The following is a 26,314-nucleotide window of genomic DNA, read 5'->3' as shown; positions in this document are numbered from 1 at the left end:
GCCCACCGCTGGACCCGTGGGTTCGCGCTGAAGAACCTTCAGTTCCCGCGAACTCGCGGTCCTCAACGGCCTCGGGACTGGTGACGTCGCATGTCGAGATGTCGCGTATTCGCGGCCGAGCCCAGATGGGGCTCGCGCTGAGTGATCTGCGCGAGCTCGGCAGCACCCGGCAGTCTGCTGGTCGGCGATTGGCATGATGGGCGGCGGCAAGTCTCAGGTGTCTCTAAAGGAGCGACTATGGCGTTCAAGACCGGAGTCGCCGAACGGGACGAGTGGTCCTATTCGCCGGCTGTCGGCGTCGGACCGCTCCGGTTCGGTATGACCGTCGACGAAGTAGTCGAGGCGGCTGAGATGCTCGGCCAGACGAAGGTCAGCGATTGTGCACGGGACCACGCGATCTTCACGCCGACTTGGAAGGTCGAAGTCCACCGTCGCGGGGTGGCTCCTTCACCGCCTGCCGTCACGGCCTATGTGAGCCAAGCGGTGGGGCTGTTCTGCATCGCTGCCGACGCCGTGCACGGACCTCAGGTCTCGTATGACGGACTCCCGCTGGTCGGGAGAGAACTGTCGGAGCCGGAGAGCGACGCAATCGCGTATGCCGAGGCAATGGACGTGCCCTTCCGCTACACGCCCGAGGGCTACGCAGGACCGGATGATTCCGGGGTCGTGATGCGCGGGCAACTGGTCGGGCAGGTCCTCCGATCGCATCCGTTGTTCATGGTTACGCGCGACGGCGCGAATACTGAATGGGACTCGATGCCCTCCGAGGAGTACCGCGTCAACGGCCATTCCACGGCCTGACGTGGTGTGACTCATGACGTGGGGTGGAGGGGACACACCCGAATACGCCAGCTCACCAGTCGAGGCCGCGTTCGGGGCGCCCGTTAATGTACGAAGGCAAGTTCCTTGATCACATCCGTCGCTGCGTTGTCCGCTTCATGGAGACGGGCGCAACCGGCGACCTGTAGCGATCACTGGCTGTGGTCGCCAGGGCGTATCGGCTCCCGGTTCCGCCGGCTTCGGTGACCAGGCGGGTGGGTGTCCTGTCGTGGTAGCCGAGTGCCTTCGCGATGACGGAGGCCGGGGCCTGGAGGACGCGTTGGCGGATCGCGGAGGTCCTGCCGCGCTGCGGGGGAACACCGATCTCGTGCAGGTGGGCCGTGGGGCGACTACCAACCCCGGCGGCGAAGTCGCTGTGTGTTGCTTCGTGGCCCGATGCTGTGTGGGTGCTCAGTGAAGGACGGTGAGCAGGCCCTCGACGCCGCGGCGGAACGCGGCGCCGACGCTGTCGACGCCGTCGAGGTGGGCGCCGCTCATGGCGCCGTCGCGCATCATGACGAAGTGCCGGGCAGCGTGTTCTGGTTTGCCGCGACGCGGTGAGTTCCCGAAGACCTGCGCGAAGAGTTCGGTGAGCGTGGTCGTGTACCAGGCTCGGTGATCGAGGATCACCCGGCGCACCCGGTCTTCGGGGTCGGAGTACTCGGCGGCGGCCTTGAGGAACGCGCAGCCGCGGAACTCCGGCGAGGCCAGGCTGTCGGCGACGGCGGTCCCGATCGCGCGCAGTGCGTCGGCCGGGGACGGTGCGGCCTCGATGGCGGCCTGCACGCCGGCCCGCGTGTCGGTGTCGACGCCGCGCAGGTAGGCGACCACGAGGTCTTCTTTCGAGGGGAAGTGCCGGTAGAACGTCGCCCGCGTGGCCGGGGCCTCGGCGAGGATCCGCTCGACCCCGACCGCCCTGATGCCTTCGCGGTAGAACAGCGCGCTGGCCGTGGACAGCAGCCGCTCTCGCGCCTCGGAGCGGACCGGCTCTCCCGATGAGCCGCCGTTCGGGTTGTCGGGCGCGGGACGTGTCCGGGTGGCCATGACCCCACCATAGCAGAAAGAACGATCGGTCTTGCAACCGCCGAGGAGTCGTGTCAGGCTCCACACTGCAAGAGAGAACGGTCTTTCTACCAGGAGTCCGGCGGCCATGCCGTTGCCCGCTCCCCGTCAGCAGACACCGGATCCAACGGCTTTCTTTGAAAAGGAACAGTCATGACCACGACTACTGCCCCTGCCCCTGCCACCGTCGCATCAGCGCTTCGTCGGCTCTACCTCGTTCGTTTCGGGTTCGCTCTGATCTGGGCCGTCGTGCTCTTCTTGACCGCGTCGAGCATCGGGCCGGTGAGCGCGACCCTGCTCGTGATCTACCCGCTATTCGACGTGGGCGCCGCCGTCGTCGATACCCGCTCCTCCCGAGCGAGCCGGTCCGCTCTTGGTCTCTACGTCAACGTCGCGATCAGTGTGTTCGCCGCCGTCGGACTGGTCTTCGCGGTCACCTCCGGCATTCCGGGGGTCCTGCGCGTGTGGGGGGTCTGGGCCGTCGTAGCGGGCCTCGTCCAGCTCATCGTCGCTCTGCGGCGACGCGACCTCGGAGGCCAGTGGGCGATGATCGCCAGCGGCAGCATCTCCGCGCTCGCCGGGATCTCGTTCCTCCGGCAGGCCGCTGCCCCTCACTCCTCGCTGAGCAATCTGGCCGGCTACGCCCTGCTTGGCGGCATCTTCTTCCTCGTCTCTGCGCTGCGCCTCGGACACGACGCCAGCCGGAGCACCGGTGGGAGCAACTGACATGACCGACCACACCACCAGTGTCGACAGCGTGTTGGCCGTCATCGTCATCGGTCGGGAAGAACGTCGCCGACCGAGTGGCCCACGCCGGGCTCAGCGCGGCCATGATCGAGCAGGACCTCGTTGGTGGTGATGGCTCCCCCACCGGCCTGGGGCCGAACGCCACGGCCGGCCCCGCCATGCGACCGATTCCAGTCACAACCCTGTTCCCTGGCCGAATCCAGTGCCATCCTGAGGCCGCGGTGATCCTCTTCCTCCCCCAGGCGGAGGCCCCCGCCCCATGGCCCCGTCCGCGTGCTATTCACCTGGGCGGGGCCGCGCCGTTCCTCCCCGCCTCCCCGCGGGAGGGCCGACGGCTGCGCAGACCCCGCACCGTGTGCGCCCTCTACACGTCGCCGTTCAGCGGGTCGACGGGCACGCTACGACGCAGCACTGACGCAAGTCGGCATCGACGTCGCCCGCGATGCCTCCGGCCGGTGGCGCCACCCCGCACGCCTGCACCGGGCCCGCCCCGACCTCTCCCCCGCCGACGTCCCCCGCCTGACGTCCCCGCGCTGACCCGTCATCAGCAGCACCGAGCCGCCCATCCCAGCACGGACACGGAGACGGTTCTCCGGGTCGCGCAACAGTAGGCGCCCCTTGTCGCAACCCGGATCCTGGCGCCGTGCGGCGCCCGGGCGGGGCCACCCTGACCGTGCCACGCGAGCACGTGGGTAACGGTGGACTGGGAGGCGATCGAGCTGGATCGTTCGTGGACAACAGCCGCCGTGCCGTCGCGGAATCGGGACGGCTCCGCCATTCGTAGGAGCCGGACCTGGATACGCCGAGTCGCTCACACATGAACTCGACGGAATACGCGTACCCCGCAGTGTCGAGCCGCACCGTCTCGATAAACTCGGACTTACTCGCTACCGGGGATCCTTCGCGAAGTACACTGCGGCTCTTTTTTAAGAAGGAGACTTCCATCTCCAGTTTACGGTTGCGGCGTTCAAGTTCCTTGAGTCGGGCACGTTCGCTGAGCGAGAGCTCGGCATCGGCGGGCGGCTCGTGCTGTTTCTGGTACTTCTTCACTCAGCCCCGGAGTGTCTCCGGGTTCAATTCCAGTTCACGGGCCGTCTCGGAGATGGTCTTGCTGGAACGGAGCGCGATCTGGACGGCTTCCGCGCGGAATTCCGGGGTGTACTTGCTGGATGGTGCCACTTCGCGCTTCCTCTTTTCCTTGACAGGACAACCCTATTGGGTCCCTGGCCGGGATCTTCGGGGCCCCTCAGTGAAGGCTTCGTAGCGGAATCCGGCGCCGTTGTGTACGCCGGTCGAAGACGGGGCACGTGTGGCTGCAGCACTTCCCCGTAGCCTTCGCAGGCCGGCGTCTGTGCCGGGGAGCGGCAATCGCGTGCTCGCCGCTCTGGCCGGCTCTGCGAAGGCGTGATGCCCGCCACCGGTACAGCTATAGGCGGCGCCTGAGGACGCCGCGGCGCTGGTGGGCCTCCGCCTCGGCGCGGGTGGCGGCTTCCTCTTCCGCCTGGCGGCGCGCGGCCCGTTCGGCTTTGGCCCGTTCGATGGCCTCATGCGCGCACGGCCCGCACAGGCCGTCCCGCTCGCCGAGCCAGGACTGCTGCCGGATCTGCTGCCAGCGTTCGTCGGTGAACCTCGCCCCGCAGCTCGTGCACACCGGCCGCTGTGCCAGTCGTAGTAGCGGCAGTTGCGGTCGGTGATGCGGCCTGCCGAGAGGGAGTTGTGGTGGCTTGCGTACGGACCGCCTTCCCAGCGGTCCGTACGGTCTGGGATTCGAACGGCCATCCATGCAAGCGAACATTGTCGGTCAACGTGGGCGGGGACCGTTGGCCCAGTCCATTACCTTCCCGTCGACTGCATTGACGTTTCCGCCATCACCGGAATGCCCGATATGCGTGGAATTCTGGCGTGGCGAGTACCGATCAGGCGCTCACTGCGGCTGGCCAATACCGGAACATCGGAGCGAAGAGGCGATAGTCACCTAATCCGGCCACGGGATAAGTTCCCGGGCGGCTGGCCAGCCACCGCAGTTCCTGTTCGACCGTTCGGCAGGGACAACGCTCATGCTCAAGGTGAAGAAGGCCATCGCCGCCGTCGTGCTGGCGGGTGCCGCGATCACCGGTTCGGCCACGGCCCCGGCACTGGCGACGCCAGCCCACGGCAGCCTGGTCAACGTCGAGGCCAACAACCTGCTCAACGGCAACCAGGTCGTTCTGCTGCAGAACGTGTCCGTGCCGGTGGCCGCCGCGTTCTGCGGCGTCGACGTCAACGTCTTCTCCGCCCAGCTCGACAAGGGCAAGGCGTCCTGCCCCGCCCAGACCAACTCCAAGCAGCTGGCCTGGGCCGTCTACAACTGACGGACACAGCGGCCGACAGGCCCCGCCGTGCGGGGCCTGTGAACACCAGCGGGGTGGCAGCAACCAGCTGCCACCCCGTGCCTTTGCGATGCGGCTCGGCCGGTCGCGCCCAGCCGTCGCGACTCCATGGCAGGGCAAGGATGTGCGGCACCAGCGGCCTGCTCCCGACCGTCAGGCAGCTGACCAGGGAAGATGGAGAACTGGGACGGGAGTATCTAGGGTCAGCACGTGGCTTTCATCATGGTGTGTGAAGACGACGCGGCGGTCCGCGACGTCCTCAAGCGCGCCCTGGAGCACGACGGCCACACCGTCTCCGTCGCCGCCACGGCCGACAGCCTGCTGCGGCAGCTCGCACCGGCGCCCCATCTGGTCGTCCTGGATCTCGGACTCCCGGACGCCGACGGCCGCGACGTCTGCCTGGCCCTGCGGGCTCGCGGCGTCGACGCGCCGGTGTTGATGCTCACCGCCTTGGACGGCCTGCATCACAAGGTGGGCGGCTTCGAGGCCGGCGCCGACGACTACATGACCAAACCCTTCGACATCCCGGAACTGCTGGTCCGCGTCCGGGCGCTGCTGCGCCGGGCCACCGTGGCGCCCGCACCGCGCGAGGTCGTCCTCGATCCGGCGAAGCACGTGGTGGCCTACGGCTCGGTGAGCATGAGCCTGACCCCGACCGAGTTCCGGCTGCTGGGCCGCCTGATCGCCTCGCAGGGCGACGCGGTACGCCGTCACGCCCTCATCGCTGCCGGCTGGCCGCACGGGGCGCAGGTCAGCGACAACACCCTCGACTCCTTCGTGCGCCGACTGCGGGCCAAGCTGAGTGCGCTGGGTGTGGCCGAGCGTCTGGCGACCGTCCGCGGCGTGGGCTACCGATGGCAGTGACGGGATTCCGTAAGCGGGTCGTCGCACTCACCGTGCTGATCGCCACCGCCGTGGTCGCGGTGCTGGTGGTGGTCTCGCACGTGCTGCTGAGCCGGGTGACGGACGCCGACGCGCACGATCTGGCACGTACGCGCGCCGAGGCGGTCGCGGCGAACGTTACCGCCGAAGGCGGCCGTGTCGTACTGACGGAGAACAGCAGCGAGGCGCTGGACGAGGTCGCCTGGGTGTATGCCGACGGCCGCCTGATCGACGGGAACGTGCCGCCGAGCCTGGCCGATCGCGTCGAGGAGCTGGCGGACTCGGGGCGATCGCAGACCGCGTCGGTCGGCGATTACCTCCTGTACGCGCGGGAGGTCCCGATCGACGGCCACCACGTCATGGTGATCGTCCGAGTGGACCTCACGCCCTACGAGACATCCGGGCAGCGCAGCCTGACCTTGTCCCTGATACTGGGCGGCCTCACGATCCTCCTCGCCGGCGGTGTCGCACACCTCGTGGTGCGCCGCGCGCTGCGGGTCGTGCACGAGATGGCCGCCCTCGCCGACGACTGGGGCCATCACGAACCCGGGCGCCGCTTCAACCTCGGGGTCCCCCGCGACGAGTTCGGGGAACTGGGGCGGACCCTGGACCATCTCCTGGAGCGCGTCGACAACGCGCTGGCGGACGAGCGCCGGCTCACCGATGAGATCGCCCACGAGCTGCGGACACCGCTCACGGTCCTGCGGGCCGAGGCGCAGCTGGCGCAGCTGTCCGGCGAGCCGGTGCCGCCGGAGGCGGTGCTGGGCGAGGTCGACCGCCTCGATGCGGCGATCACGACGCTTCTGCGGGCCGCCCGCGCACGGACGGACAAGGGGACCCGATGCGATCTGCGCTCCGCCGCGCGGCAGGCGATCGCCGGCCGCGCGGTCGAGGTCGCCTTTCCCTCGAAGGTCGAGGTCGCCGTGGCGGCCGACGTCGCCGTGTCGCTGCTGTCACCCCTCCTGGAGAACGGCCTGCGGCATGCGCGGTCCCGTGTGTGGATCACCGCGCGCAACCATGGCGAGGCCATCGTGGTCGATGTCCTGGACGACGGCCCCGGATTCGATCCTGCGGACGTCGACCGGGTCTTCGAAGCGGGTGTGAGCGGCGGCGACGGGTACGGGCTGGGGCTCCCAGTGGTCCGGCGCATCGCCGCCTCGGCCGGTGCGGAGGTCCGCGCGATCGCGGACGGCCGCGGTCATGTCGAGGTGACGTTCCCGGCAGCCCGTGCAACGACGTAGTCAGGTTACGTGCAGATTCCCCGCGTAAACCTCCTTGCATGACAACGACAACGGAAGCACGCACGCGCAGCGGGCGGCTCATGCTCAACAAGGTCCCCGAGGTCACCATCTGGTTCTGGGTGATCAAGGTCCTCTGCACGACCGTCGGTGAGAGCTTCGCCGACTGGATCAACATGAAGCTGGGCGTCGGCCTGGTGAACACGGCCTGGATCTTCACCGCGGTGTTCGTGGTGGTCCTGGCCGTCCAGCTGCGGCTGAAGCGGTACGTTCCGTTCCCCTACTGGCTGACCGTCGTCGTTGTCAGCGTCACGGGCACCTTGTACACCGACATCCTGACCGACCAGCTGAACGTGCCGCTGTGGATCAGTTCCGCGGTCTTCTCGGTGCTGCTCGCGGTGGTCTTCGGTGTGTGGTGGCTGCGTGAGCGCACGCTGTCGATCCACTCGGTCACGACGCTGCCACGTGAGTCGTTCTACTGGCTCGCCGTTCTCGTCACCTTCGCGCTCGGCACCGCGACCGGCGACTGGACTCTGGAGCTGACCGGCTGGAGCCCGGGCGTCTCGGTGCTGCTGCCGCTCGGCCTCATCGCGGCGATCACAGGGCTGTGGAGGTTCGGCGCGAACCCGGTGCTGTCGTTCTGGCTCGCCTACATCCTGACCCGCCCGCTGGGCGCGAACATCGGCGACTGGCTCGCCTCCCCCAAGGTCGCCCAGAACCCGGGCGACCCGACCGGTCTCGCGCTGGGCACGTTCACCACCAGCCTGATCTTCCTCGGCCTGATCCTGGCGACGGTGGTCTACCTGACGGTGACGCGCTCGGATGTGACCGAGACCCACGAGGCGACCCACGCCGCACAGGCCACCAGCAACCCGCGCAAGGAGCACACCGCGCTTGCTGGCTTCGGACTGCTGGCCGTCGCCACCGCGGGCCTGCTGGTCTGGGCCCACGGTCAGCCGCACGTCGGCCCGGCGCCGGAGACCGACGCCACCTCCGCCGTCCAGATGGCTCCCGGCCAGGCGGTGAAGCACTTCCCGCCCGCGAAGGTCGCCGCGCTAAAGACTCTCGCCTCCACCTCGCTCAAGGACGCACGCTCGGGGGACGAGACCGGGGCACACGCGGCCGCCCAGTCACTGCGTGACCTGTGGGATGCCGACCAGGCCTCCCTGCAGCCGCTGGACCAGACCGGCTGGACCTCCATCGACGCCCAGATGGACAAGGTGCTCAAGACGTTCGGCATTGATCACTCGAACCCGCCGATGTCGCCTGCGCAGCAGGAGAAGGAACTGAACGCTCTCCTGACGGACATGGGCTGACAGACCGCACAGCGCCCGGCCGACCCACCCGGCCGACGAGGAGCCGGGCGTTGGCCAGCCCTGTGGCCAGTTGAAAAGCCACCGAAGGCGAGGGCCACGAGGATGACGCCGGGTGTCCGCAGCGCGGCGCCGGTAGCCAGCGCCAGCGCGGCGCCCGCGAGGAGTGTTGAAGATCCCGATAGCGCATCAAGCGGAGCCGATAGCGCGGGCCTGGGAGCCTTCGAGGCGGCGAGGAACTTCCTTCCGCATCACCCGATGGCCCAACAGCGCGTGGGAGGGGGCGGGGTGACAGCGATACCGCCGTCACCCCGCCTCCGCTGCACTTCCAGTGCCCATGGCGGGCCGGTTCGTCCGGGCGGATCTGCGTCGGCGAAACTGACCTTCTACGTTGTCGACTGGACTCCCGACAAGATGCCCCCGCTCCTGGAGGAAATCTCCCGGGCGGCCGCAAAGCTGGGAATCACCCCGGTCCCGCCGGCCACGCTGGTGGGCGTTGCGGCCCTAGACGTACGCGACCATCTGGTCGAGATCGAAGCCACCGCGATCCTCGGCTGAACAGTTGCCTTTCGCCCGCTGAGCACCGAAGTGGCCAGCTACGGCGCTCAGCGGCCAACCAGCGTGCTCAGCACATCATGTCTGATTCGCGGCCTGCCGGCGGTAGTGGCCGCCTCGGGACCGGGTCTGATGACGTCGCCGCCAGTCGGACCAGCCGAGCCGGTGGGCCGCTGAGTGCCCAGGTCAGGTGAGCTTTGGAGTGCGCCGTCCCATCGAGCGGCGGAAACCGCATGCCACTCCCCCAGCTCGGTAGCACGGCCAGGACCGACGGCGGACGTTCGTCGACACTTTGTGACGGTCGGCGGCGAGCGGTGTCAGGACGCACACAGCAGGCGCCGCCTTCAACCCCGCGCGTCACGCACGCCGTGGCCTGCGCCCTTCCCCCGCCGATGCCCCTCCTTCGGCCCCGCGGACGCCTGACGCCGCTCGGCCGCGGCGCAGGACCTCCAATAAGGAGGTCATCCGGCTGCCGACGTCAGTGCGGTCACCCGACCGGGGCCTTCGGGGCGGTCGTGGTGGATCGGGGTCGGTGCGCCGGTCAGCGGTATGCCCGACCCGCCCCGGCGCGCCGCGACGATCTCGGCCGCGATGGACAGGGCGGTCTCCTCCGGCGTACGGGCACCCAGGTCGAGGCCGATCGGGGAGTGCAGACGGGCCAGTTCCTCCTCGGTGACACCCGCCTCGCGCAGCCGCCGGTTGCGGTCCTCGTGGGTGCGGCGCGAGCCCATGGCGCCGACGAACGCGACCGGCAGCCGCAGCGCCTCCTCCAGCAGCGGGACGTCGAACTTGGCGTCATGGGTGAGCACGCACAGGACCGTGCGGGCGTCGGTCCCGGTGCTGCGCAGATAGCGGTCCGGCCAGTCGACCACGATCTCGTCGGCCTCGGGGAAGCGGGCCCGGGTGGCGAAGACGGAGCGGGCGTCGCAGACGGTCACGTGGTAGCCGAGGAACTTGCCCGTCCGCACGAGCGCCGCCGCGAAGTCGATCGCCCCGAAGACGATCATGCGGGGCGGTTCAACACTGGACTCGACGAACAGCGTCACACCGCCCGGGCAGTGCGAGCCGTCCTCCGAGACGTCGACCGTGCCGGTGCGACCGGCGTCCAGCAGCGCGCGGGTCTCGGCGGCCGCCGTCCGGTCCAGCCGCGGATCGCCGCCGAGACCGCCCTCGTACGCCCCGTCGGCGCGGACCAGCAGTGGGCGGCCGAGCAGTTCGTCCGGGCCCCGGACCACGCGGGCGACCGCGGCCGTCTCCCCACCGGCGGCGGCCGAGAGCGCCGCCTCGAACACCCGCCGGTACGGCGCGTCCCCACGGACCGGGGTGACCAGGACGTCGATCACCCCGCCGCAGGTCAGGCCCACCGCGAAGGCGTCCTCGTCGCTGTAGCCGAACTGTTCCCGTACCGCGCGGCCGTCCTGGAGCGCCTGGACGCACAGGTCGTACACCGCGCCCTCCACACAGCCGCCGGAGACCGAGCCGACAGCCGTGCCGTCGGCGTCGACGGCGAGCGCCGCGCCCGGCGGGCGGGGAGCGCTGCCGCCGACGGCCACCACCGTGGCCACGGCGAAGTCACGGCCCTCGGCCGCCCACCGGTGCAGTTCGATTGCGATGTCAAGCATCTCGGCCGGCCATCAGGACGCGGTCGGGCCGGATGGGCAGGTGCCGGTGGCGTACGCCGGTCGCGTGCCAGACCGCGTTGGCGATCGCCGCCGCGGCTCCCACGATCCCGATCTCGCCGATGCCCTTGATGCCGACCGGGTCGTCCGGGTCGGGGTCGTCCACCCAGTCCGCCTCGATGACGGGGACGTCCGCGTTCGCGGCGAAGTGGTAGTTCGCGAAGTCCGCGCCGACGTGTCCACCCGTGGCCCGGTCCCGGACCGCCTCCTCGTGGAGCGCCATGGACAGGCCCCAGACCATGCCGCCGACGAACTGGCTGCGCGCGGTCAGCGGGTTGACGATCCGGCCCGCCGCGAACATCCCGAGCATCCGCCGTACCCGGACCTCGCCGGTGGTGACGTCGACGGCGACCTCGGCGAACTGCGCGCCGAAGGAGTACCGCTCCTTGCTCGTCAGCCTGCCGATGGCCTCGGCGGTGTTCGAGCGCGCCGTGATGCCCTCCGGCGGAATGCCGTCCACGAGTGCCAGCCGCTCCCGTAGGTCGGCTGCCGCGGCCACGATCGCCCAGGACCAGGAACGGGTGCCCATCGAGCCGCCGGCCAGGATCGCCTGGCCGAAGTCGCTGTCCGCGATCCGCACCCGGATGCGCTCGGGCGCCACCTCCAGCGCGTCCGCGGCGACCAGGGTCAGCGCGGTGCGCGCCCCGGTCCCGACGTCCGCCGCGGTGATCCGTACGGTGAAGGTGCCGTCCGCCTCCGCCGTCACGGCCGCCGTCGACGGGGCGACCAGTACGGGGAACGTGGCCGCGGCGGTGCCGGTGCCCAGCAGCCAGCGGCCCTCGCGGCGCACGCCGGGGCGCGGGTCGCGGTCCGCCCAGCCGAACCTGCGGGCGCCCTCCTCGAAGCAGGCGAGGACGTTGCGGCTGCTGAACGGCAGGCCGGAGAGGGGGCCGGCGTCCGGTTCGTTGCGGGCGCGCAGCACGATCGGGTCGAGGCCGCACTTCTCGGCAAGTTCGTCCAGCGCGGACTCCATCGCGAACGAGCCCGGCGCCTCGCCCGGCGCACGCATATAGGTGGGGGTCGGCACGTCGAGCCGTACGACACGGTTGACGGTGTGGTGCGCGTCGGCGTCGTACATCGAACGCCCGTAGTCGGCGCTGCGCTCGACGAACTCGTGGTTGGTGGAGGTGAGGCACTCGCCCTGGTGGTCGAGCGCGCGCAGCCGTCCGTCGGCGTCGGCGCCGAGCCGGACGCGCTGTGCGGTGGGGCTGCGGTAGCCGGTCAGGGAGAACATCTGGCGACGGGTGGTGACGACCCGGACCGGCCGGTGCAGAACGGTCGCCGCCATCGCGGCGAGGACCAGGTGCGGGCGGGTGCCCTTGGCTCCGAAGGCGCCGCCGACGTGTTCGGACAGTACGCGTACCGAGCCGGGGTCGAGGGAGAAGATCTGGGCGAGCTCGTCCGCCACGAACCTGCTGCCCTGGTTGGAGTCGACCACCTCGAGCCGGCCGTCCTCCCAGCGCGCGGTCGCCGCGTGCGGCTCCATCGGGCAGTGGTGCTCCTCCGGCGTGCTGTACTCGGCGTCCACGACGACGGCGGACGCGGCGAGTTCGGCCTCCAGGTCTCCCTTCGACATCTCCGTCGTGGGGCCCTCCGGCAGGTACGCGTCGGGGCGCCCGGCGTGGAACTCGACGTCGTGCGGCTCCACGTCGTACTCGACGACCAGGGCCTCGGCCGCCTCCCTGGCCTGCTCGGAGGTCTCGGCCACGACCAGCGCCACCGGCCAGCCGACATACGGCACCCGGTCGTGCTGGAGGGGCTGAAGGATCGGGTCGGGCGGCCCGAACGGGCCCGCGTAGTTCCCGTCGACCCTGGGGGCGTTGCCGTGGTGCAGGACGGCGACGACGCCGGGCATCTCCAGGACCCGGGCGTCCTGCACCGAACGGATCCGGCCGCGGGCGACGGTGGACAACACCATCCAGCCGTGGGCGAGTTCGGGGTACGGGACCTCTCCCGCGTAGCGGGCCGCGCCGGTGACCTTGGCGACGCCCTCCACGCGGGTGTGCGCGGTGCCGACGGCCTTCGTGACCGCGGCGGCCGGGGTGGTCGTGGTCATCGGGCGGACTCCTCGGCGAGTTCGGTCAGCACGGCCACGACGAGATTGCGCGTCAGCGGCACCTTGTATCCGTTCTTCGGCAGCGTTTCGGCGGCTTCCAGTTCGGCGTCCGCGGCGGCGGCGAACGCCTCGGCCGTCGCCGGGCCTCCGGTCAGCAGCCGCTCGGCCTTGCGGGCCCGCCACGGCCGGGACGCCACCGCTCCGAGGGCGAGACGCACGTCTCGTACGACGCCGTCCTGGACGTCCAGCGCGGCGGCGAGGGAGCCGATCGCGAAGGCGTACGAGGCGCGCTCGCGCACCTTGCGGTAGCGGGAGTTGGCCGCGACCGGGTTCGGCGGGAGCGTGACGGCGGTGATCAGCGCGCCCGGCGGCAGGGCGGTCTCCAGATGCGGGGTGTCGCCCACGGGCAGATAGAATTCCGCGAGCGCCGATTCCCCCGGCCCGTCCGCCGTTTCGTACGAGACGACTGCGTCGAACGCGGTGAGCGCCACCGCCATGTCCGAGGGATGCGTGGCCACGCAGTGCTCGGAGGCGCCGAGGATCGCGTGGTTGTGGTGTTCGCCCTCGACGGCGGGACAACCGCTGCCGGGGACACGCTTGTTGCACGGTTTCGTCAGGTCGGTGAAGTAACCGCAGCGGGTGCGCTGGAGCAGGTTTCCGCCCACGGTCGCCATGTTGCGCAGCTGGCCCGAGGCGCCGGCCAGGACGGCCTGCGTCAGCGCCGGGTAGCGTCGCCGCACTTCGGGGTGGGCGGCGAGATCGCTGTTGGTGACGGTCGCACCGATGCGCAGTCCGCCGTCCGGCGTCGACTCGATCCCGTCCAGGGGCAGTTCACGCACGTCGATGAGGCGGGCGGGCCGCTCCACGCCTGCCTTCATCAGGTCGACGAGATTGGTGCCGCCGCCGAGGAAGCGTGCGTCCGGGTCGGCGCCGAGCAGGGCGACCGCCCCGTGGACGTCGAAGACCCGCTGATAGCCGAACTCCCTCACGCCGCGGCCTCCTCGGTCTCGGTGGTCTCAGTGGTTCCGTCAGCATCGGCCTGCGCCGCCCGCGCGACCGCCTGGACGATGGACACGTAGGCGCCGCAGCGGCACAGGTTGCCGCTCATCCGCTCACGGATCTCCTCGGGGGTGAGCGGGGACGTTCCCGCCTCGGGGCGCACGTCGGCGGTCGCCGCGCTCGGCCAGCCGGCGGCGTGTTCCTCGATCACCGCGATGGCCGAGCAGATCTGCCCCGGAGTGCAGTAGCCGCACTGGAAACCGTCGAGGTCGAGGAACGCCTGCTGCACCGGGTGCAGGGTGTCACCGTCGGCCACACCTTCGATGGTGGTGACCTCACGGCCCTCGGTGGCCACCGCCAACTGCAGGCAGGACAGGGCCCGTCGGCCGTCCACCAGCACTGTGCAGGCGCCGCACTGACCTTGGTCGCAGCCCTTCTTCGTACCGGTCAGATCAAGACGCTCGCGCAGGGCGTCGAGCAGGGTGGTGCGGTGGTCGACGGGCAGCGTGTACTTCTCACCGTTGACGTTGAGCGTGATGGCGCTGGACGTCAATGGGGCCATGGTCAGCCTTCTTTCACGTTCGTGGTGCGCGTAGAAGTCGTACGGACGATCCTCGGACGTGGGGCGGGCGGGGGAATCCCGGTCGCCGCATGGTTCCGGCCATCCACAAAGGCCGCGACTGCCGCTATCGTGAGTCCAAGCGGACAGCTGTCCGTTACGAATGAACCTAGTGGACAGTTGTCCGCTTAGCAAGGGTGGTCCGGCCGCGACTGCCACGGCGGAGCCCGGCGGCGATTCCGGAAGGAGGATGGGTGCAACAGAAGAAGGACGGCCCCCTGCGCTCGGACGCGCAACGGAATCGCGAGCGCATCCTGGCCGTGGCGCTGGAGGAACTGACCCGTTCGGCGGACGCCCCGCTCAGCGCGATCGCGAAGAAGGCGTGTGTCGGGCAGGGGACCTTCTACCGCAACTTCCCCAGCCGCGAGGCGCTCGTGCTGGAGGTCTACCGCTACGAGGTGCAGCAGGTGGCCGACGCCGCGGCCCACCTGCTGCAGACCCGAGCTCCGGACCAGGCCCTGCGCGAGTGGATGGACCGGCTCCCCCGGTACGCCTTGGCCAAGGCGGGCCTCGCCGAGGCGCTGAGCAAGGCCACCACCGCGGGTGGCACCCTGATGAACCTGAGCCGCGGCCCCATGACCTCGGCCGTCGCGCTCCTGCTGAAGGCGAACGAGGAGGCCGGCACGATACGCCCGGGGGTGACCCCCGAGGACTTCCTGCTCGCGATCGCCGGCCTGTGGCAGCTCGCCGCGTACGACGACTGGCAGCCACGCGCCACACGGCTACTCGACCTGGTGATGGACGGGTTGCGCGTGGGGGCGCCGGGGGCAGCGCCGCAGAAGCCTCAGCCGTAGCGCCGCCGCCTACGACGTACGGCGGGACTTGCCCGCCCGACAGCCCCATCCACCATCAATTCCCCAGGACACGACAGCGAGCTTCTCACCGTCACCAACCCCCGCAACCCGCGAGATTCCGCCCCTTACCGACACCCGCACAGGCCAGACAAACATCGCGATCCTTGTTCCACAGCCGGTACTCCCATGCCATCGACTGGCCATCGGCAACCACAGGCCGTGGCAGGGGAGGTGGTAGGCGTGCAGGAAACCGGCAACCGGCCCACCTGGCCGGTCATCCTCATCGACGATGACCAGTGGCTCACCGTCTGCGAGTCCGACCGTGATATCCAACTGGCAGTCGAACCAGACTTCGTCGACGACATCGTGGCCGCCTACGACGGACTCGCACGCCCGCTCGAACTGCTGGACGTGGGGAACCAAGTGACCCTCCAAGTCTCCGGCCCACCACAGCCCGAGCAACTCCACCGACAGGTCCAGGAGTACTTCGACTTCTGGACAAGACAAGCCGCCCCTGCCTTCCAGGAGGACGTCCGGCAATACATCGCGTCGGTTGCCGCGCTCGCGCGATCAGCCGCCGCCAGGAGCAAGAAAGGTAAGCCGAACCGCTGACCCCGGCCTCGGCCCAGGACCTGGCTGAAAGCAAGATTTCCATACAGCCATCTCCCCCGAACCGAAGCCCCTGGCTCAGGAACCCGGCCCGGTCACCGCATGAGACACGGTGCCGGGCCTTTGTCCTCCCCTTTTTCTGAAGTAGAGATACTGCGCGCGCAGCCAGGTGCTCACCGTCAGATACGGGGCCCACGCCCAGGTCATCTATCCCGCCTGCCGCGCCGCCGGACAGGACACAGGCGCACGGCCTGCCTGACCTCACCTGGCGGCCGATAGCGCGCCTTCGCCGAACGTGAACAGCAGGCGTACGCCGGACCTGCGACAGTGTTCGGAAACGGCATGTTCGCCTGCTCTTCGGATCTGCACGCCGACGGGGAATCCGCGTTCAGCGAACCAACCAGGTCAGCACCGCTGTCACCAAGTACACGACGACCGCCGCAAGCGAAACCGCAAGGCGTGTCGGCCGCGAAGACGTGGCCGGCGCCCACTCCCCTCCTCCCCGTGACAGCAGCGCGTCCGCGAACGCCTGAGCGGTCTGCGGTCGGTCCTCGGGATCGACGGACAGCGCGGCACGAAGAAGTGTGTCGACGCCGTTCGGAACCCCGAGCTCCCTGGGAATCCTTGGCGGCGAAGACGTCGATGCCTGCTCTGGTGTGGGGGTGAGACGACCGCCCAAACCGAACGGCTTCCTGCCGGTCAATAGCTCGAACGTCACGATACCGAGGGCGTACACGTCGGCTCGACCATCGAACCCGCCTGTCTGGAAAGCCTGCTCGGGCGCCATGTACGCCGGAGTGCCGGTGGTCACGGTCAACCCCGACGCGTCAGCGAGTCGCTTCGCGCTGCCGAGGTCTGCGACAAGTACGGCAGTGGGCGTGCGGCCGGTGTCGAGCAGGAGGTTCGACGGCTTGATGTCGCGGTGGACGACGCCTGTGTCATGAAGCACTTGAACCGCGTATCCGGCTTCGGCTGCCAGATGGAGTGCCTCCGCGGGCAGGCAGTGCCCGATCTTCTCGGCCAGCGTGCCGCCCCGGACGTAGTCCATGACGAAGTAGGGCCGGTCGTCCTGGACACCGACGTCGTGAACGCGTACGACACGTGGGCTGGATATCTTGCGGAGCAGCCTCGCCTCCGCCAGGAATCGTTCCCGTACATCGGCGTTCGACGCCCAGTTGTCGGCCAGCACCTTGACCGCGACGTCCGTGTCGAGCTCCGGATCGTATGCCTTCCAGACGGTGGCGAACGAACCGGCTCCCAGCCTGTTCTCGAGGAGATAACGGCCCAGCTTCTGCATGTGGCAATATTCTGCCGGATGCGCCGGGGCCGGGAACCGCGGTGTGGCCAGGCGGACTTCAGGTCGGACGAGAACGGGGGACAGCAAGGTGGTCGACGAGGACGAAATGGCACAGCTCGTGGCCTCCGCCCGGGCAGGTGACCGGGCGTCCTTGGACCGCCTCCTTGTCAAGCTTCGCCCCACGGTCATGCGCCGCTGCTCCAGGTTCCTGCCGCACCACGCCGACGCCGAAGAGGCCGCGCAGGACGCTCTGCTGTCCATCAGCACACATCTGCAGGAGTACAGCGGACGGGGCTCGTTCCTCGGGTGGGTGACAGTGATCGCCTCGAACGCCGCCAGGGCCACGTACCGCTCGATGCGCCGGCGCGCGGAGGACAGTCACGCGGTCCTTCCCGAGGGCGTCGACCCTCGAACGACAAGCGTCATCGCGGGCACCCGCCTGGATCTCATGGAGTCGCTGGCCGCGCTCGAGGAGCGGCATCCGGCCCTGGTGGAATCCTTCGTGCTGCGCGATCTCGGAGACCTGACCTATCTTCAGGTCGCTGAGATCACCGGCGCTCCCCTGGGCACGGTCAAGGACCGCATCCACCAGGCTCGCCGCTTCATGCGGGACCGCCTCGGCGGCGGCTTCTGAGACATTTCAACGCTCCGGTGTCAACCGGCATTTCAGCTTGAGTAGGAGCCGGGAGGTGCTGCCGTGCGAGCTCGGACGATCGTGGTCATTCTTTCGGTGGCCGTCGGGCTCGGCCTGCTGACCGGCCGGTTCGTCCTGCCCGCTCGCTCTGTTCCGACCACTCGGGCAGTGACGCCGGGCGCTGTGCCGTCCTCGCCGGGTAACGGCTCCGACGCGCCGAAGCCCGCCGGCGGACCCATGACGGACCGGCACTTGTTGGCGGCGGCCGAGTTCAGGAAGGTCGGGTTCTCCAAGCACATCTACGTACGGGATCGTGTGGGAGACGGTCACTACGCCAACGCGGCCTGCGCCGGGGAGAAGACCCTCGACCAGACCTTGGGGAGGTCGGACGCACACTTCCGCGGGTTGATGACGACCACGCACGCGGACCACAGCGACCCCACTCTGGCGGTGAACATCGACGAACAGGTCGCGCGCGAAGTCGCCGCCGACGCCGGAAGCCCGGCACTGGCCCAGAACTTCTTCCAGCGCCTCCTTCTGGAGGAAGTGCCGTGCCAGAACGAACCGGCCACCCACTGGGTCTACGGGCCGACGCACACGATCGATGTGGCTCGGGGTATCGCCGCGAGCTGGATGGGTTATTACGACGGTGACCTGAACACCGCAGGGACCGCACCACAGGGCAAGGAGCCGTGCGGAGGCATCGCCGTACTCCGGAACGGTTCCCACTACGGGGTCCTGGAGGTCGACGCCTGCCTGGACACGGCCGCGATGACGCGGATCGTCCGTGCGGCCGTCACACAGCTCTGAGACCACCCCGATCTCGCTGACAGAGGTGAGGCGGATCACACCGATCGCAGCAGACCGCTGTCCAACATCTGCAGTACCCCGTGCATCTCCCTGGGTGTACGAGAACCCAAGCCGCATTGTGACCACACAGGGGGATGAGATGTTCGACAACCAAGCTGCCAGCAAGAAGTTCTCGCGCCGCGGTCGTACCGCAGGAGTAGCAGCCTCCATCGGTGCGGCCCTGCTCGCGGTCGGTATCGGCGCACATCCCGCTGCCGCCGGCGGGGACACGGGCTTGCCGAACCGGCCGGCAGCCGCGCCCACAGCCACTCCTGCCGAGCCCCGCCTCGGCGCCGACAACCTGATCCAGCGCGACGACTTCTTCCAGCAGGGCCTCTCCCCGGTCGGCGCGACGGTGGACATGACCGGGAAGCAGGCTCTCTCGGCGTGTTCCGGCGAGGAGACGATGCGAATGCTGACCAAAGGGAAGGCCGGCGCCTATGCCGACGTGACCTGGACCTTCGACACCAAGGACACCTTGCTGACCGAATCCGTCGCAGACGGTTCCACCGATACGTCGGCGGCCTCGTACGAGAAGCAGCTCAACGAGTTGGTGCGCAGCTGCCAGGTCGAGCCGGCTGGTCACTGGTACTACGGCAAGGGGCACACGATCACCGTCAAGGCCGGCGAGGGCAGGTGGTACCCGGCCTTCAGCGGTGACGGCGGGGCCGCCGGCGGTGTCGCGGTCATCCGCAGCGGTCACAGGTTCGGCATCGTCGAACTCTCCGGTCAGCCCAGCGACGACCCCGGCTACATGGAAGGCATCGCTGCCGCCGCCATCAACCGGCTGGCCGACTGATCCCGCTCCGCCACGGCGCACTTCCTGCGGCGTCCCACCATTCCTCGCGGCGTGCACCAGGGAGGAATGGCGGGCGCTGCGCCGTCCGGGGGCACGGCGGAGTGGCCGGAATCCGTGGAGGCGAGACCGGTCGTAGGTGACGAACAGTGGCGACGTGGGTCCCTGTCCACGCTCGGACGCTCTCGTGCACCCCGTCGCGGGCGAGAAGGGTGCAGCCTTCCGGCGCATCTCCTCCGGGCGGAACGGGCGTCGTGCTCGCGCGGTCGCCGGTCTCCGGACGGCCTCGCCTCCGCGGCCTTCGTCAGGCCGGACACACGCTCCCGGCCCGCTCGGGTGCCACCCTCCGCGACACGAGGGTGGGTGCCCACGGTTGTGGCTGTGAGCTGACGCCGACGTGTCGGATTGCCGGTGCACACGCCGCCGCGCAGCGTCGTCCGGTCATTGATGGCGGCCTGCTGCTGATCGGCACTGAGCTGCGTATCGGAATTGCTCATACGGCGAGGCACGTCGTCGTCGGGACTGCGGGGCACGGCTTCTCTCCTTGCCTCTGGTGCTCCTGAAGCTGCGGCCCGCGAACACCTGGCCTGTTCGCGGGCCGCAGCCGTGTGTGCTGGTCGGACGTTGGCGCGCGGGGCGGCGGCGCGTCCCCTCTGCTGTTACCGGTGGAGGTGGTGCTGGCGGGTGGTGACGAGGGCGCCATAGGGTGCGGGTTGCCTGTTCGCCATCCAGCCAGTGCGGCGCGGTGTGGCTGGCGGGGAGGGGAGGTCGGCCATGAAGGAGCCGATGTCGATGTAGTAGGCGTAGTCCCCGTTCTGGGTCTGCTCGCGCAGCCGGGAGAGGTGGCGGCAAGTGCGTCGTGGTCCTCGAGGACGGCTTGGCGGAACGCCGCGGCGAGTTCGAGGGTGCGTGCCATGGAGGTGAGGCCGGCGACGTCGAGCTCGGTGCGCAGGGTGTGAATGCGGTCGTCGAGCGCGGGATCGCCGGCATCGCGGATCAGGGCGGCGATGGCCGGGTTGATCGTGGCGATCACCCCCGTCATCGCCCGTCGCGGCACCGACCCCGGCTCAGGTCTGGGCGTCCACCGGTGGGTGGTCGAGCAGAGCTTCGCGCTGCGGCACTGGTTCCGTCGGTTACGCATCCGCTGGGAAATCCGCGACGACATCCACGAAGCGTTCCTCAGTCTGGCCTGCGGCATCATCTGCTGGCGCCGACTGGTCAACCTCTCACTTTGTTAGGAGTTCTAAGAGCTTCTGACCAGCAGGGGTGCGATGGGACCCCCCTTCGACTTGCCTACTGAGAAAGTCGGCGCTAACTTTCCTAGTAGGCAAGTAAACGTGGGGCGGCCCGGCCTGATCGGTCCGGCGCGCCCGGCGGTCCAGCAACGTCTTCGGGGAGGCGATGGCATGACCACACCGGTGGATGCCGAGCGGGCCTGGCAGGATCTCCAGCGGATCCGGGTGCCGCAGGAGCGGGTGTACGACGAGATCGAGCGATGCGCGCACGGTGATCCCAAGGCGACCTACATGACGGCCGCGGTCATGTGGGTCTTCATTGCCAGCATGGGGCTCAAGCTCCCGGCGTGGGGCCTGTGGCTGACGCTCGCTGCCTATGTCGGCGTCCTGGGTTCCCTGGCCGTCGTCTACAGCCGCCGCGCCCGGATGCGGCTGCACCGCTCCCGGTACAGCTGGCGCAGCTTCGCCACGTTCATCGCGGGCGGGTGCCTCACCGGCGGCACGATCCTGCTCGCCGACCACCTGGCGGACTCACTCGCCCTGCCCTGCCCCAGCTTGATCACAGCGACCGTCGGGGCTGCCGTGTTCGTCCTCTTCACCGGCCCGGCGAACCGCTGGGCGGTCAGCACACTCCGCGAACGCGCGCTGCGCGGCCACGCCACACAAGCCATTGACGAGGAGGCGGGCCTATGAGTACCCCAACGGGCTTCGATGAACTGATCCATCCCTCCACCCGGTTGTCGATTGTGGCCCTGCTGTCCGCCACGGAATGGGCCGACTTCTCGTTCATCCGCGACGGTCTCTCGCTCAGCGACTCCGCGCTCTCCAAGCAGCTGCACACCCTGGAGGAGGCCGGTTATCTGGAGATCCGCAAGGAGGGCGGCGGGCGCAAACGCCGCACCAAGGTACGGCTGACGGCCCGCGGGCGTACCGCCTTCGAAGGCCATGTCGCCGCTCTCCGCGCCATTGTCGAGGGCGCGGGCCCCGCGGCGCAGCAGACGGCACCCGAACAGCAGCGCGCGGAGACGAGCCGATGACCAGCACCCCCACCACAGCCGCCGACTCTCGCCAACCAGTCGTCTTCGCACGGGAGCTGCGGATGTCGTACGGCAGCACCGAGGTGCTTAAAGGCGTCGATTTGGACATCCACCGCGGAGAGATCTTCGCTTTACTCGGCCCCAACGGCGCGGGGAAGACCACCACCGTCGAAATCCTGGAGGGCTTCCGGCAGCGCTCCGCCGGCGAGGTCCGGGTCCTTGGCAAGGACCCGGCGCACGCCGACGACGCCTGGCGCGGCCGGATCGGCCTGGTGCTCCAATCGTGGCGCGACCACCGCAGCTGGGGCCATAGCCAGGAAAGGCAATGCGCCGCCGGGGATTCAGGTCGCATGGGCACAGTGCCTGAGCAGCCGCTGACGCGCATGCCGTGCCCGCCTTTTCGAGCGCCCGCGGACGGATCAGCCCTTCAGGGCGGCGCTGACAGCAGCGCTTCGGGCCGGCAACGGCGCCCTCTGCGATCAGTTGATCCGTCTCCGTCACAAGGCCGGTATCGGCGAGGACATCGTCCTGCGCGTCTTCGACGCCATCGCCTGGACGCATCAAGCACAACGGCGTCAGACCTCGGCGAGCTGAACCGTAGTGCCGTCCGGTCCTCTCGCGCGGCGGATCCGTGGGACCGGTGATCCCGCTGGGGCCCAGGCTCTGCTGGCGGATCGGGCGCAGGGGGACATGCATCGGCATGGGGCTGGCCCCGCTCGGCTCGCTGCTCGACGGATTCCTCGTGGAGGCGTGGCGATTGCGCACCAGCCTGCTGGTGACGGCCGCGGGCACGAAGGTTGCCCCCGGTGCTGGTGGCCCTTTCCACACTCGCACGCCTGGGACGGGCACTTCGAAGCGAACTCGAGGACAACGGTTCGATTTCTGTACGCGCCAGGGGCTGACATCGGGGTCCTGGTGCGCGATAACGTGCGCGTTCGGCCCGATCATCGCACTGTCCGGGGACTGTTATGCCTGATCCTTCCATGTCGCCGGACGACCGGCCGACGTCGTCCGTGATCTCCCGTGTGACGGCCGAGTCGCGAGCCGGGGCCTTGAGGCGGCGTCTGGTGCTGTCGTCCGTGCTGCCGCCGGGCCTGGTCGCCGTGGCCGGTGCGGTGGCCACCGCCCTGGCCCGCGATGGCCACCTGGGCGGGGCGGACCAGGGCGTGGTGTTCGGCGGCGTGGTGCTCATCGGCACCATGGCGGCCGGGATCGCCGGCATACGGGCTTCGGCGGAGGCACGAGCAGTCACCAAACACTGGGCGGAGCTGTCCCGCGAGGCCGACCGGAACCGTGCCGAGCTGGCCGAGCTGACCCGTACCATTGCCGAGGGCAGGGCCGAACTGGAGTTGTTGTGCCGCCGGTTGCGGGACGGGGAGCGGCCCGCGCGGCGCCGGCCAGAACTGCCGCCGCAGACCGGCCCGGACGAACTCTCCCGCCTCGGGTTCGAGATCGCCGCGGCCCGGCAGGAGGCGGAGGCAGCCCTGTTGGAGACCGCCGCCGGTGCGGTCGGTGCGGAACACAACGCCCGGCTGGAGCAGTTCGAGGTGTTCGCCAACCTGGCACGACGCCTGGAGTCCCTGGTGCACCGAGAGATCGGCCTGCTGGACGACCTGGAGAACGAGGTCGAGGACCCCGACCTGCTCAAAGGGCTGTTCCGGGTGGACCACCTGTCCACCCGGATCCGCCGCTACGCCGAGAACCTGGCCGTGCTCGGCGGCGCGAGCACCCACCGCCAGTGGACCCGCCCCGTCGGCCTGACCGACGTGCTGCGTTCCGCCGTCGCCGAGATCGACCAGTACGCCCGGGTCAAGCTGGTCCCGCCCATCGATGGAACCGTCAGCGGCCACGCCGTGGTCGACGTCGTCCATCTGCTGGCCGAGCTGCTGGAGAACGCGACGGTCTTCTCACCGCCCCAGACCACCGTGCACGTGCGGGTGGAGCCCGTCGCCGCGGGGGTGGCGATCGAGGTCGAGGACCGGGGTCTGGGCATGTCCCCGGCCGAGCGCAATCAGATGAACACCGTGTTGAGTGCACCCGACAAGGTCGCCCTCGGCGAGCTGCTGCAAGACGGCCGGATCGGCCTGTACGTGGTCTCCGTCCTGGCTCAGCGGCACGACATCGCCGTGCAATTGCTGAGCAACGTCTACGGGGGCACTCAGGCCGTCATGGTGCTGCCCAGCGCACTGCTCGGCTCGCAGCCGGCAGTTCCCGCGCCCGCGCACCACACCGTCCCGACCCCTGACGCGGGGCCGGACCCGGTGGAACCCGAGGCGGCGGACCTCCGGGCAACAGCGGAGGTCGTTGCGGATCCGCGCGTGTCCGATTCCGAACCCCAGCCCGCCCCGGTGCCCTCCGACGGCGCGGACGACCGTCCGCAGCTGCCTCAGCGCCGCCGCCAGAGCCACGCCGCCGAACGGCCGCACGCGGCCCCCAGCACCGGTGTCTCCGAGGACACCTCACACGACCCGGGCCTGATGGCCGCGTTCCAGACCGGAATGCGCAGGGCCGAGGAAGCGGAGACGCCCTGACAGCCGAGCCGACCTGAAGGCCCGGGGCCCCGTCCAGCAAGCTGTTTCCTTCCGTAGAAGAGGAGTTACACGATCGTGGCGAGCGAAGACCTTTCCTGGCTGTTGACGGGTCTGGTGAACCGGGTGCCGCACACCCGAAGCGCCCTGTTGCTGTCCTCGGACGGGCTGGTGAAGGCAGCGGAGGGGCTTGACGAGGACGCCGCGGACCGGTTGGCCGCCCTCGCCAGTGGGCTGTACTCGTTGGCGCGCAGCGCGGGCCGGCACTTCGACGACGGCGGGGACGTACGACAGATCGTGACGGAGCTCAGCACCTCGCTGCTGTTCGTCTCGTCCGCCGGGCACGGCGCGGTGCTGGCAGTGCTGGCCGGACGCGAGGCCGACGCGGCGGTGCTGGGCTACGAGATGGGGATGATGGTGAAGAGCGTGCGCCCTCACCTGGCCACACCGCCCCGGCACCCGGTGGGGTGACCGATGACGCCGGTCCTCCCGGACGGACCGCTGGTCGACGAAGCGGCCGGGCGGCTGGTCCGTCCCTACACGGTGAGCGACGGCCGGACCAGGGCCACGTCCCACTTCACGCTGGTGACCATGGTGCGGGCCACCGGCGCCCAGACACAGGGCGCCTTCGGCCTGGAGCATGCGCAGGTGCTGGCGCTGTGCGAGCGGCCGGTGAGCGTCGCCGAGGTCGCGGCCCGGATGCAGGTGCCCGCCGCCGTGGTCAAGGTGTTGCTTTCCGATCTGGCCGAGGGAGGCGCGGTGGTCGCAGGCGATGCGCACCCGGCGTCCCCGGGCCACGACGCACGACCTGATCGAGACCTCCTGGAAGCGGTACGCGATGGCCTCCTCAAACGACTGTGACCCGCTGCCGGCCGAAGTCCTGCCAGTGGGCATCAAGGTGCTGATCGGCGGCGGGTTCGGCGTGGGAAAGACCACCTTCGTCAACGCGCTCAGCGAGATCGAGCCGCTGAGCACCGAGGAGATGCTGACCGCCGTCAGCGCGGCCACGGACCGGCTGGACGGAGTGGAGAACAAGGCCACCACCACGGTGGCCCTGGACTTCGGCCGTATCACGCTCAGTCCCTCCCATGTCCTGTACTTGTTCGGCACGCCCGGACAGGAGCGCTTCTTGTTCATGTGGGACGAACTCTCCGAGGGAGCGCTCGGGGCGGTGGTTCTCGCCGACACCCGCAGGCTGGAGCACTCCTTCGCGGCGGTGGACTTCTTCGAGCGGCGCGGCATGCCCTTCGTCGTTGCCGTCAACGAGTTCGACGGGGCCCACCGCTACCGCGGGGAGGAAGTGCGGACCGCGCTCGACCTCAGTCAGGAGGTGCCGGTGGTGCTGTGCGACGCCCGCGTCCAGAGCTCGGGCATCCGCGTGCTGCTCGAACTGATTCAGCATCTGCTCACGACAAGGAGTTCCCATGGCACCGACACCGACCAACCCCTCCTCCGGGCCTGAGTCCGGGATCGCCCTGCGCCACCTGCTCCTCCCCCCGGAGGACCCACAGGTGCGTGCCCGATCCGAGCGGCTGCGCGAGCTGGGCATCGATGCCCGTCCGGATGCCGAACTCGACGCCTTCGCACGGGAACTGGCACACCGTACCGGCGGCTGCTACGCCGGGGTCAACTTCTTCCTCGACGCCGACCGCCAGTACTTCGCAGGCTTGTACAGCGCCGCGCAGGACACCACGGTCCACGTGGGACCGCCGTTGCTGGAGGATCCGGTTCCCGGCCGCGTCATGCCCCGCGACATCGACATGGGCATCTGCCCGCACGTGGTCAAGCGCCGCCGGGCGCTGGTGCTGGAGGACATCCGGGACTTCCCGCGGTTCGCCGGTAACCCGGTGGTCGACGCGATCGGCGTCCAGTCCTACCTGGGCGCACCGCTGATAGACAGCACCGGCGTGGTGCTCGGCACGATCTGCGTGGTCGACCAGGACCCACAGCCGTGGGGGCGCAAGGGGCTGGAAACCATCAAGGCCATGGCTGCCGAACTCGTCGAGCGGCTGGAGGAGTCGGCGCACCGTCGCAGCTGACCGGCGCTGTCGGACTCGCACGCGGCCGCCCCGGAGTGTCCCCGGCGCGGCCGTCCAGCACCCGACCGCGGCTCCCGCCCGGCCCGGCCGGCAACTCGGAGTTCAAGCTGCGATTGGGAGGGGGCGTCCGCCCCAGCGGGCGCGAGTGGGCCGCCTTC

27 protein-coding genes and 3 pseudogenes are annotated in these 26,314 nt (G+C 69.6%); 22 read left to right on the top strand and 8 right to left on the bottom strand.

The features are described 5' to 3' along the window. The first annotated feature begins 237 nt into the window (after positions 1 to 237). Positions 238 to 801 carry a hypothetical protein gene (locus ACFYZE_RS31055; protein ID WP_389001302.1) on the top strand — a complete coding sequence of 188 codons (564 nt, stop codon included), beginning with the start codon at positions 238 to 240 and terminating at the stop codon, positions 799 to 801. Between the two features lie 429 nt (positions 802 to 1,230). Here the strand turns inward: ACFYZE_RS31055 and ACFYZE_RS31050 are convergent, their stop codons facing one another. Continuing rightward, positions 1,231 to 1,863: a TetR/AcrR family transcriptional regulator gene (locus ACFYZE_RS31050; RefSeq protein WP_389001299.1), complete on the bottom strand. Its 633-nt coding sequence runs from the start codon at positions 1,861 to 1,863 to the stop codon at positions 1,231 to 1,233. A 171-nt stretch (positions 1,864 to 2,034) separates the two neighbouring features. Between ACFYZE_RS31050 and ACFYZE_RS31045 the strand changes: the two genes are divergently transcribed. Continuing rightward, on the top strand, positions 2,035 to 2,607 hold the full coding sequence (locus ACFYZE_RS31045) for a hypothetical protein (RefSeq protein ID WP_389001296.1): 573 nt from the start codon (positions 2,035 to 2,037) through the stop codon (positions 2,605 to 2,607). A gap of 1,071 nt (positions 2,608 to 3,678) precedes the next feature. Here ACFYZE_RS31045 and ACFYZE_RS31040 read toward each other — a convergent pair. Both ACFYZE_RS31040 and ACFYZE_RS31035 read right to left on the bottom strand, forming a co-directional pair. Beyond that, entirely contained in the window at positions 3,679 to 3,807 is a 129-nt protein-coding gene (locus tag ACFYZE_RS31040; protein WP_389001293.1) for a transposase, read from the bottom strand. A gap of 247 nt (positions 3,808 to 4,054) precedes the next feature. Continuing rightward, a complete protein-coding gene (locus ACFYZE_RS31035; RefSeq protein ID WP_389001290.1) occupies positions 4,055 to 4,279 on the bottom strand; it encodes a hypothetical protein in 225 nt (74 codons plus the stop codon). 406 nt (positions 4,280 to 4,685) lie between these two features. Here ACFYZE_RS31035 and ACFYZE_RS31030 point away from each other — a divergent pair, with 406 nt between their 5' ends. The 5 genes and pseudogenes from ACFYZE_RS31030 to ACFYZE_RS31010 form a co-directional block, all read left to right on the top strand. Next, positions 4,686 to 4,979, top strand: a complete 294-nt coding sequence (locus ACFYZE_RS31030; RefSeq protein WP_389001288.1) for a hypothetical protein — start codon at positions 4,686 to 4,688, stop codon at positions 4,977 to 4,979. A gap of 228 nt (positions 4,980 to 5,207) precedes the next feature. Then, on the top strand, positions 5,208 to 5,861 hold the full coding sequence (locus ACFYZE_RS31025) for a response regulator transcription factor (protein WP_389001285.1): 654 nt from the start codon (positions 5,208 to 5,210) through the stop codon (positions 5,859 to 5,861). Next, complete coding sequence (locus ACFYZE_RS31020; RefSeq protein ID WP_389001282.1) at positions 5,852 to 7,120, top strand: sensor histidine kinase; 1,269 nt, start codon at positions 5,852 to 5,854, stop codon at positions 7,118 to 7,120. The genes ACFYZE_RS31025 and ACFYZE_RS31020 overlap by 10 nt, the downstream gene beginning before the upstream one ends. Positions 7,121 to 7,158: 38 nt before the next feature. Then, positions 7,159 to 8,433, top strand: coding sequence for a hypothetical protein (locus ACFYZE_RS31015; RefSeq protein ID WP_389001279.1), 1,275 nt, complete (start codon positions 7,159 to 7,161; stop codon positions 8,431 to 8,433). A gap of 354 nt (positions 8,434 to 8,787) precedes the next feature. After that, positions 8,788 to 8,988 (top strand): annotated as a pseudogene (locus ACFYZE_RS31010) (RidA family protein); the annotation flags it as partial. A 458-nt stretch (positions 8,989 to 9,446) separates the two neighbouring features. Here ACFYZE_RS31010 and ACFYZE_RS31005 read toward each other — a convergent pair. From ACFYZE_RS31005 to ACFYZE_RS30990, 4 genes are read right to left on the bottom strand one after another with little or no spacing between them, the layout of a single operon-like run. Beyond that, on the bottom strand, positions 9,447 to 10,607 hold the full coding sequence (locus ACFYZE_RS31005; protein ID WP_389001276.1) for an XdhC family protein: 1,161 nt from the start codon (positions 10,605 to 10,607) through the stop codon (positions 9,447 to 9,449). Then, positions 10,600 to 12,720, bottom strand: a complete 2,121-nt coding sequence (locus ACFYZE_RS31000; protein ID WP_389001273.1) for a xanthine dehydrogenase family protein molybdopterin-binding subunit — start codon at positions 12,718 to 12,720, stop codon at positions 10,600 to 10,602. Before ACFYZE_RS31000 ends, ACFYZE_RS31005 begins: the two co-directional genes overlap by 8 nt. Continuing rightward, positions 12,717 to 13,709, bottom strand: a complete 993-nt coding sequence (locus tag ACFYZE_RS30995) for an FAD binding domain-containing protein (protein WP_389001270.1) — start codon at positions 13,707 to 13,709, stop codon at positions 12,717 to 12,719. The genes ACFYZE_RS31000 and ACFYZE_RS30995 overlap by 4 nt, the downstream gene beginning before the upstream one ends. Continuing rightward, positions 13,706 to 14,281 (bottom strand): (2Fe-2S)-binding protein, encoded by a 576-nt coding sequence (locus ACFYZE_RS30990; RefSeq protein ID WP_389001267.1) that lies wholly within the window; start codon positions 14,279 to 14,281, stop codon positions 13,706 to 13,708. The genes ACFYZE_RS30995 and ACFYZE_RS30990 overlap by 4 nt, the downstream gene beginning before the upstream one ends. 251 nt (positions 14,282 to 14,532) lie before the next feature. On the opposite strand from ACFYZE_RS30990, the gene ACFYZE_RS30985 reads away from it, so the two are divergent. Together ACFYZE_RS30985 and ACFYZE_RS30980 are read left to right on the top strand one after the other, a co-directional pair. Further along, positions 14,533 to 15,132, top strand: a complete 600-nt coding sequence (locus ACFYZE_RS30985) for a TetR/AcrR family transcriptional regulator (protein ID WP_200423615.1) — start codon at positions 14,533 to 14,535, stop codon at positions 15,130 to 15,132. Between the two features lie 240 nt (positions 15,133 to 15,372). Then, positions 15,373 to 15,744, top strand: coding sequence for a hypothetical protein (locus ACFYZE_RS30980; protein ID WP_389001264.1), 372 nt, complete (start codon positions 15,373 to 15,375; stop codon positions 15,742 to 15,744). A 385-nt stretch (positions 15,745 to 16,129) separates the two neighbouring features. Here the strand turns inward: ACFYZE_RS30980 and ACFYZE_RS30975 are convergent, their stop codons facing one another. Further along, entirely contained in the window at positions 16,130 to 17,038 is a 909-nt protein-coding gene (locus ACFYZE_RS30975) for a serine/threonine-protein kinase (protein WP_389001261.1), read from the bottom strand. Between the two features lie 106 nt (positions 17,039 to 17,144). On the opposite strand from ACFYZE_RS30975, the gene ACFYZE_RS30970 reads away from it, so the two are divergent. The 13 genes and pseudogenes from ACFYZE_RS30970 (at position 17,145) to ACFYZE_RS30910 (ending at position 26,156) form a co-directional block, all read left to right on the top strand. Beyond that, positions 17,145 to 17,672, top strand: a complete 528-nt coding sequence (locus ACFYZE_RS30970; RefSeq protein WP_389001258.1) for an RNA polymerase sigma factor — start codon at positions 17,145 to 17,147, stop codon at positions 17,670 to 17,672. Between the two features lie 63 nt (positions 17,673 to 17,735). Further along, complete coding sequence (locus ACFYZE_RS30965; protein ID WP_389001255.1) at positions 17,736 to 18,482, top strand: hypothetical protein; 747 nt, start codon at positions 17,736 to 17,738, stop codon at positions 18,480 to 18,482. Between the two features lie 139 nt (positions 18,483 to 18,621). Continuing rightward, positions 18,622 to 19,320 carry a hypothetical protein gene (locus ACFYZE_RS30960; RefSeq protein ID WP_389001252.1) on the top strand — a complete coding sequence of 233 codons (699 nt, stop codon included), beginning with the start codon at positions 18,622 to 18,624 and terminating at the stop codon, positions 19,318 to 19,320. A gap of 1,025 nt (positions 19,321 to 20,345) precedes the next feature. Next, positions 20,346 to 20,555, top strand: a pseudogene (locus ACFYZE_RS30955) (IS5/IS1182 family transposase); the annotation flags it as partial. 168 nt (positions 20,556 to 20,723) lie between these two features. Next, entirely contained in the window at positions 20,724 to 21,245 is a 522-nt protein-coding gene (locus ACFYZE_RS30950) for a hypothetical protein (RefSeq protein ID WP_389001250.1), read from the top strand. Then, positions 21,242 to 21,589 (top strand): winged helix-turn-helix domain-containing protein, encoded by a 348-nt coding sequence (locus ACFYZE_RS30945; protein ID WP_389001247.1) that lies wholly within the window; start codon positions 21,242 to 21,244, stop codon positions 21,587 to 21,589. The genes ACFYZE_RS30950 and ACFYZE_RS30945 overlap by 4 nt, the downstream gene beginning before the upstream one ends. Beyond that, positions 21,586 to 21,894: pseudogene (locus ACFYZE_RS30940) on the top strand (ATP-binding cassette domain-containing protein); the annotation flags it as partial. The gene ACFYZE_RS30945 and the pseudogene ACFYZE_RS30940, both read left to right, overlap by 4 nt. A 133-nt stretch (positions 21,895 to 22,027) precedes the next feature. Continuing rightward, a complete protein-coding gene (locus ACFYZE_RS30935; RefSeq protein ID WP_389001369.1) occupies positions 22,028 to 22,183 on the top strand; it encodes a DUF6308 family protein in 156 nt (51 codons plus the stop codon). 374 nt (positions 22,184 to 22,557) lie between these two features. Beyond that, positions 22,558 to 24,120 (top strand): ATP-binding protein, encoded by a 1,563-nt coding sequence (locus ACFYZE_RS30930; RefSeq protein ID WP_389001244.1) that lies wholly within the window; start codon positions 22,558 to 22,560, stop codon positions 24,118 to 24,120. A gap of 75 nt (positions 24,121 to 24,195) precedes the next feature. Then, positions 24,196 to 24,588 (top strand): roadblock/LC7 domain-containing protein, encoded by a 393-nt coding sequence (locus tag ACFYZE_RS30925; protein ID WP_200417884.1) that lies wholly within the window; start codon positions 24,196 to 24,198, stop codon positions 24,586 to 24,588. Positions 24,589 to 24,591: 3 nt separating this feature from the next. Beyond that, positions 24,592 to 24,978, top strand: coding sequence for a DUF742 domain-containing protein (locus ACFYZE_RS30920; protein WP_389001240.1), 387 nt, complete (start codon positions 24,592 to 24,594; stop codon positions 24,976 to 24,978). A 25-nt stretch (positions 24,979 to 25,003) separates the two neighbouring features. Beyond that, entirely contained in the window at positions 25,004 to 25,579 is a 576-nt protein-coding gene (locus ACFYZE_RS30915; protein ID WP_389001237.1) for an ATP/GTP-binding protein, read from the top strand. Then, a complete protein-coding gene (locus ACFYZE_RS30910; protein ID WP_200417887.1) occupies positions 25,542 to 26,156 on the top strand; it encodes a GAF domain-containing protein in 615 nt (204 codons plus the stop codon). Before ACFYZE_RS30915 ends, ACFYZE_RS30910 begins: the two co-directional genes overlap by 38 nt. Positions 26,157 to 26,314: the final 158 nt, after the last annotated feature.

Origin of the sequence: Streptomyces sp. NPDC001796 (assembly GCF_042892355.1) — a bacterium.
Lineage (GTDB): Bacteria > Actinomycetota > Actinomycetes > Streptomycetales > Streptomycetaceae > Streptomyces.
This window is presented reverse-complemented; position numbering and strand designations above follow the sequence as displayed.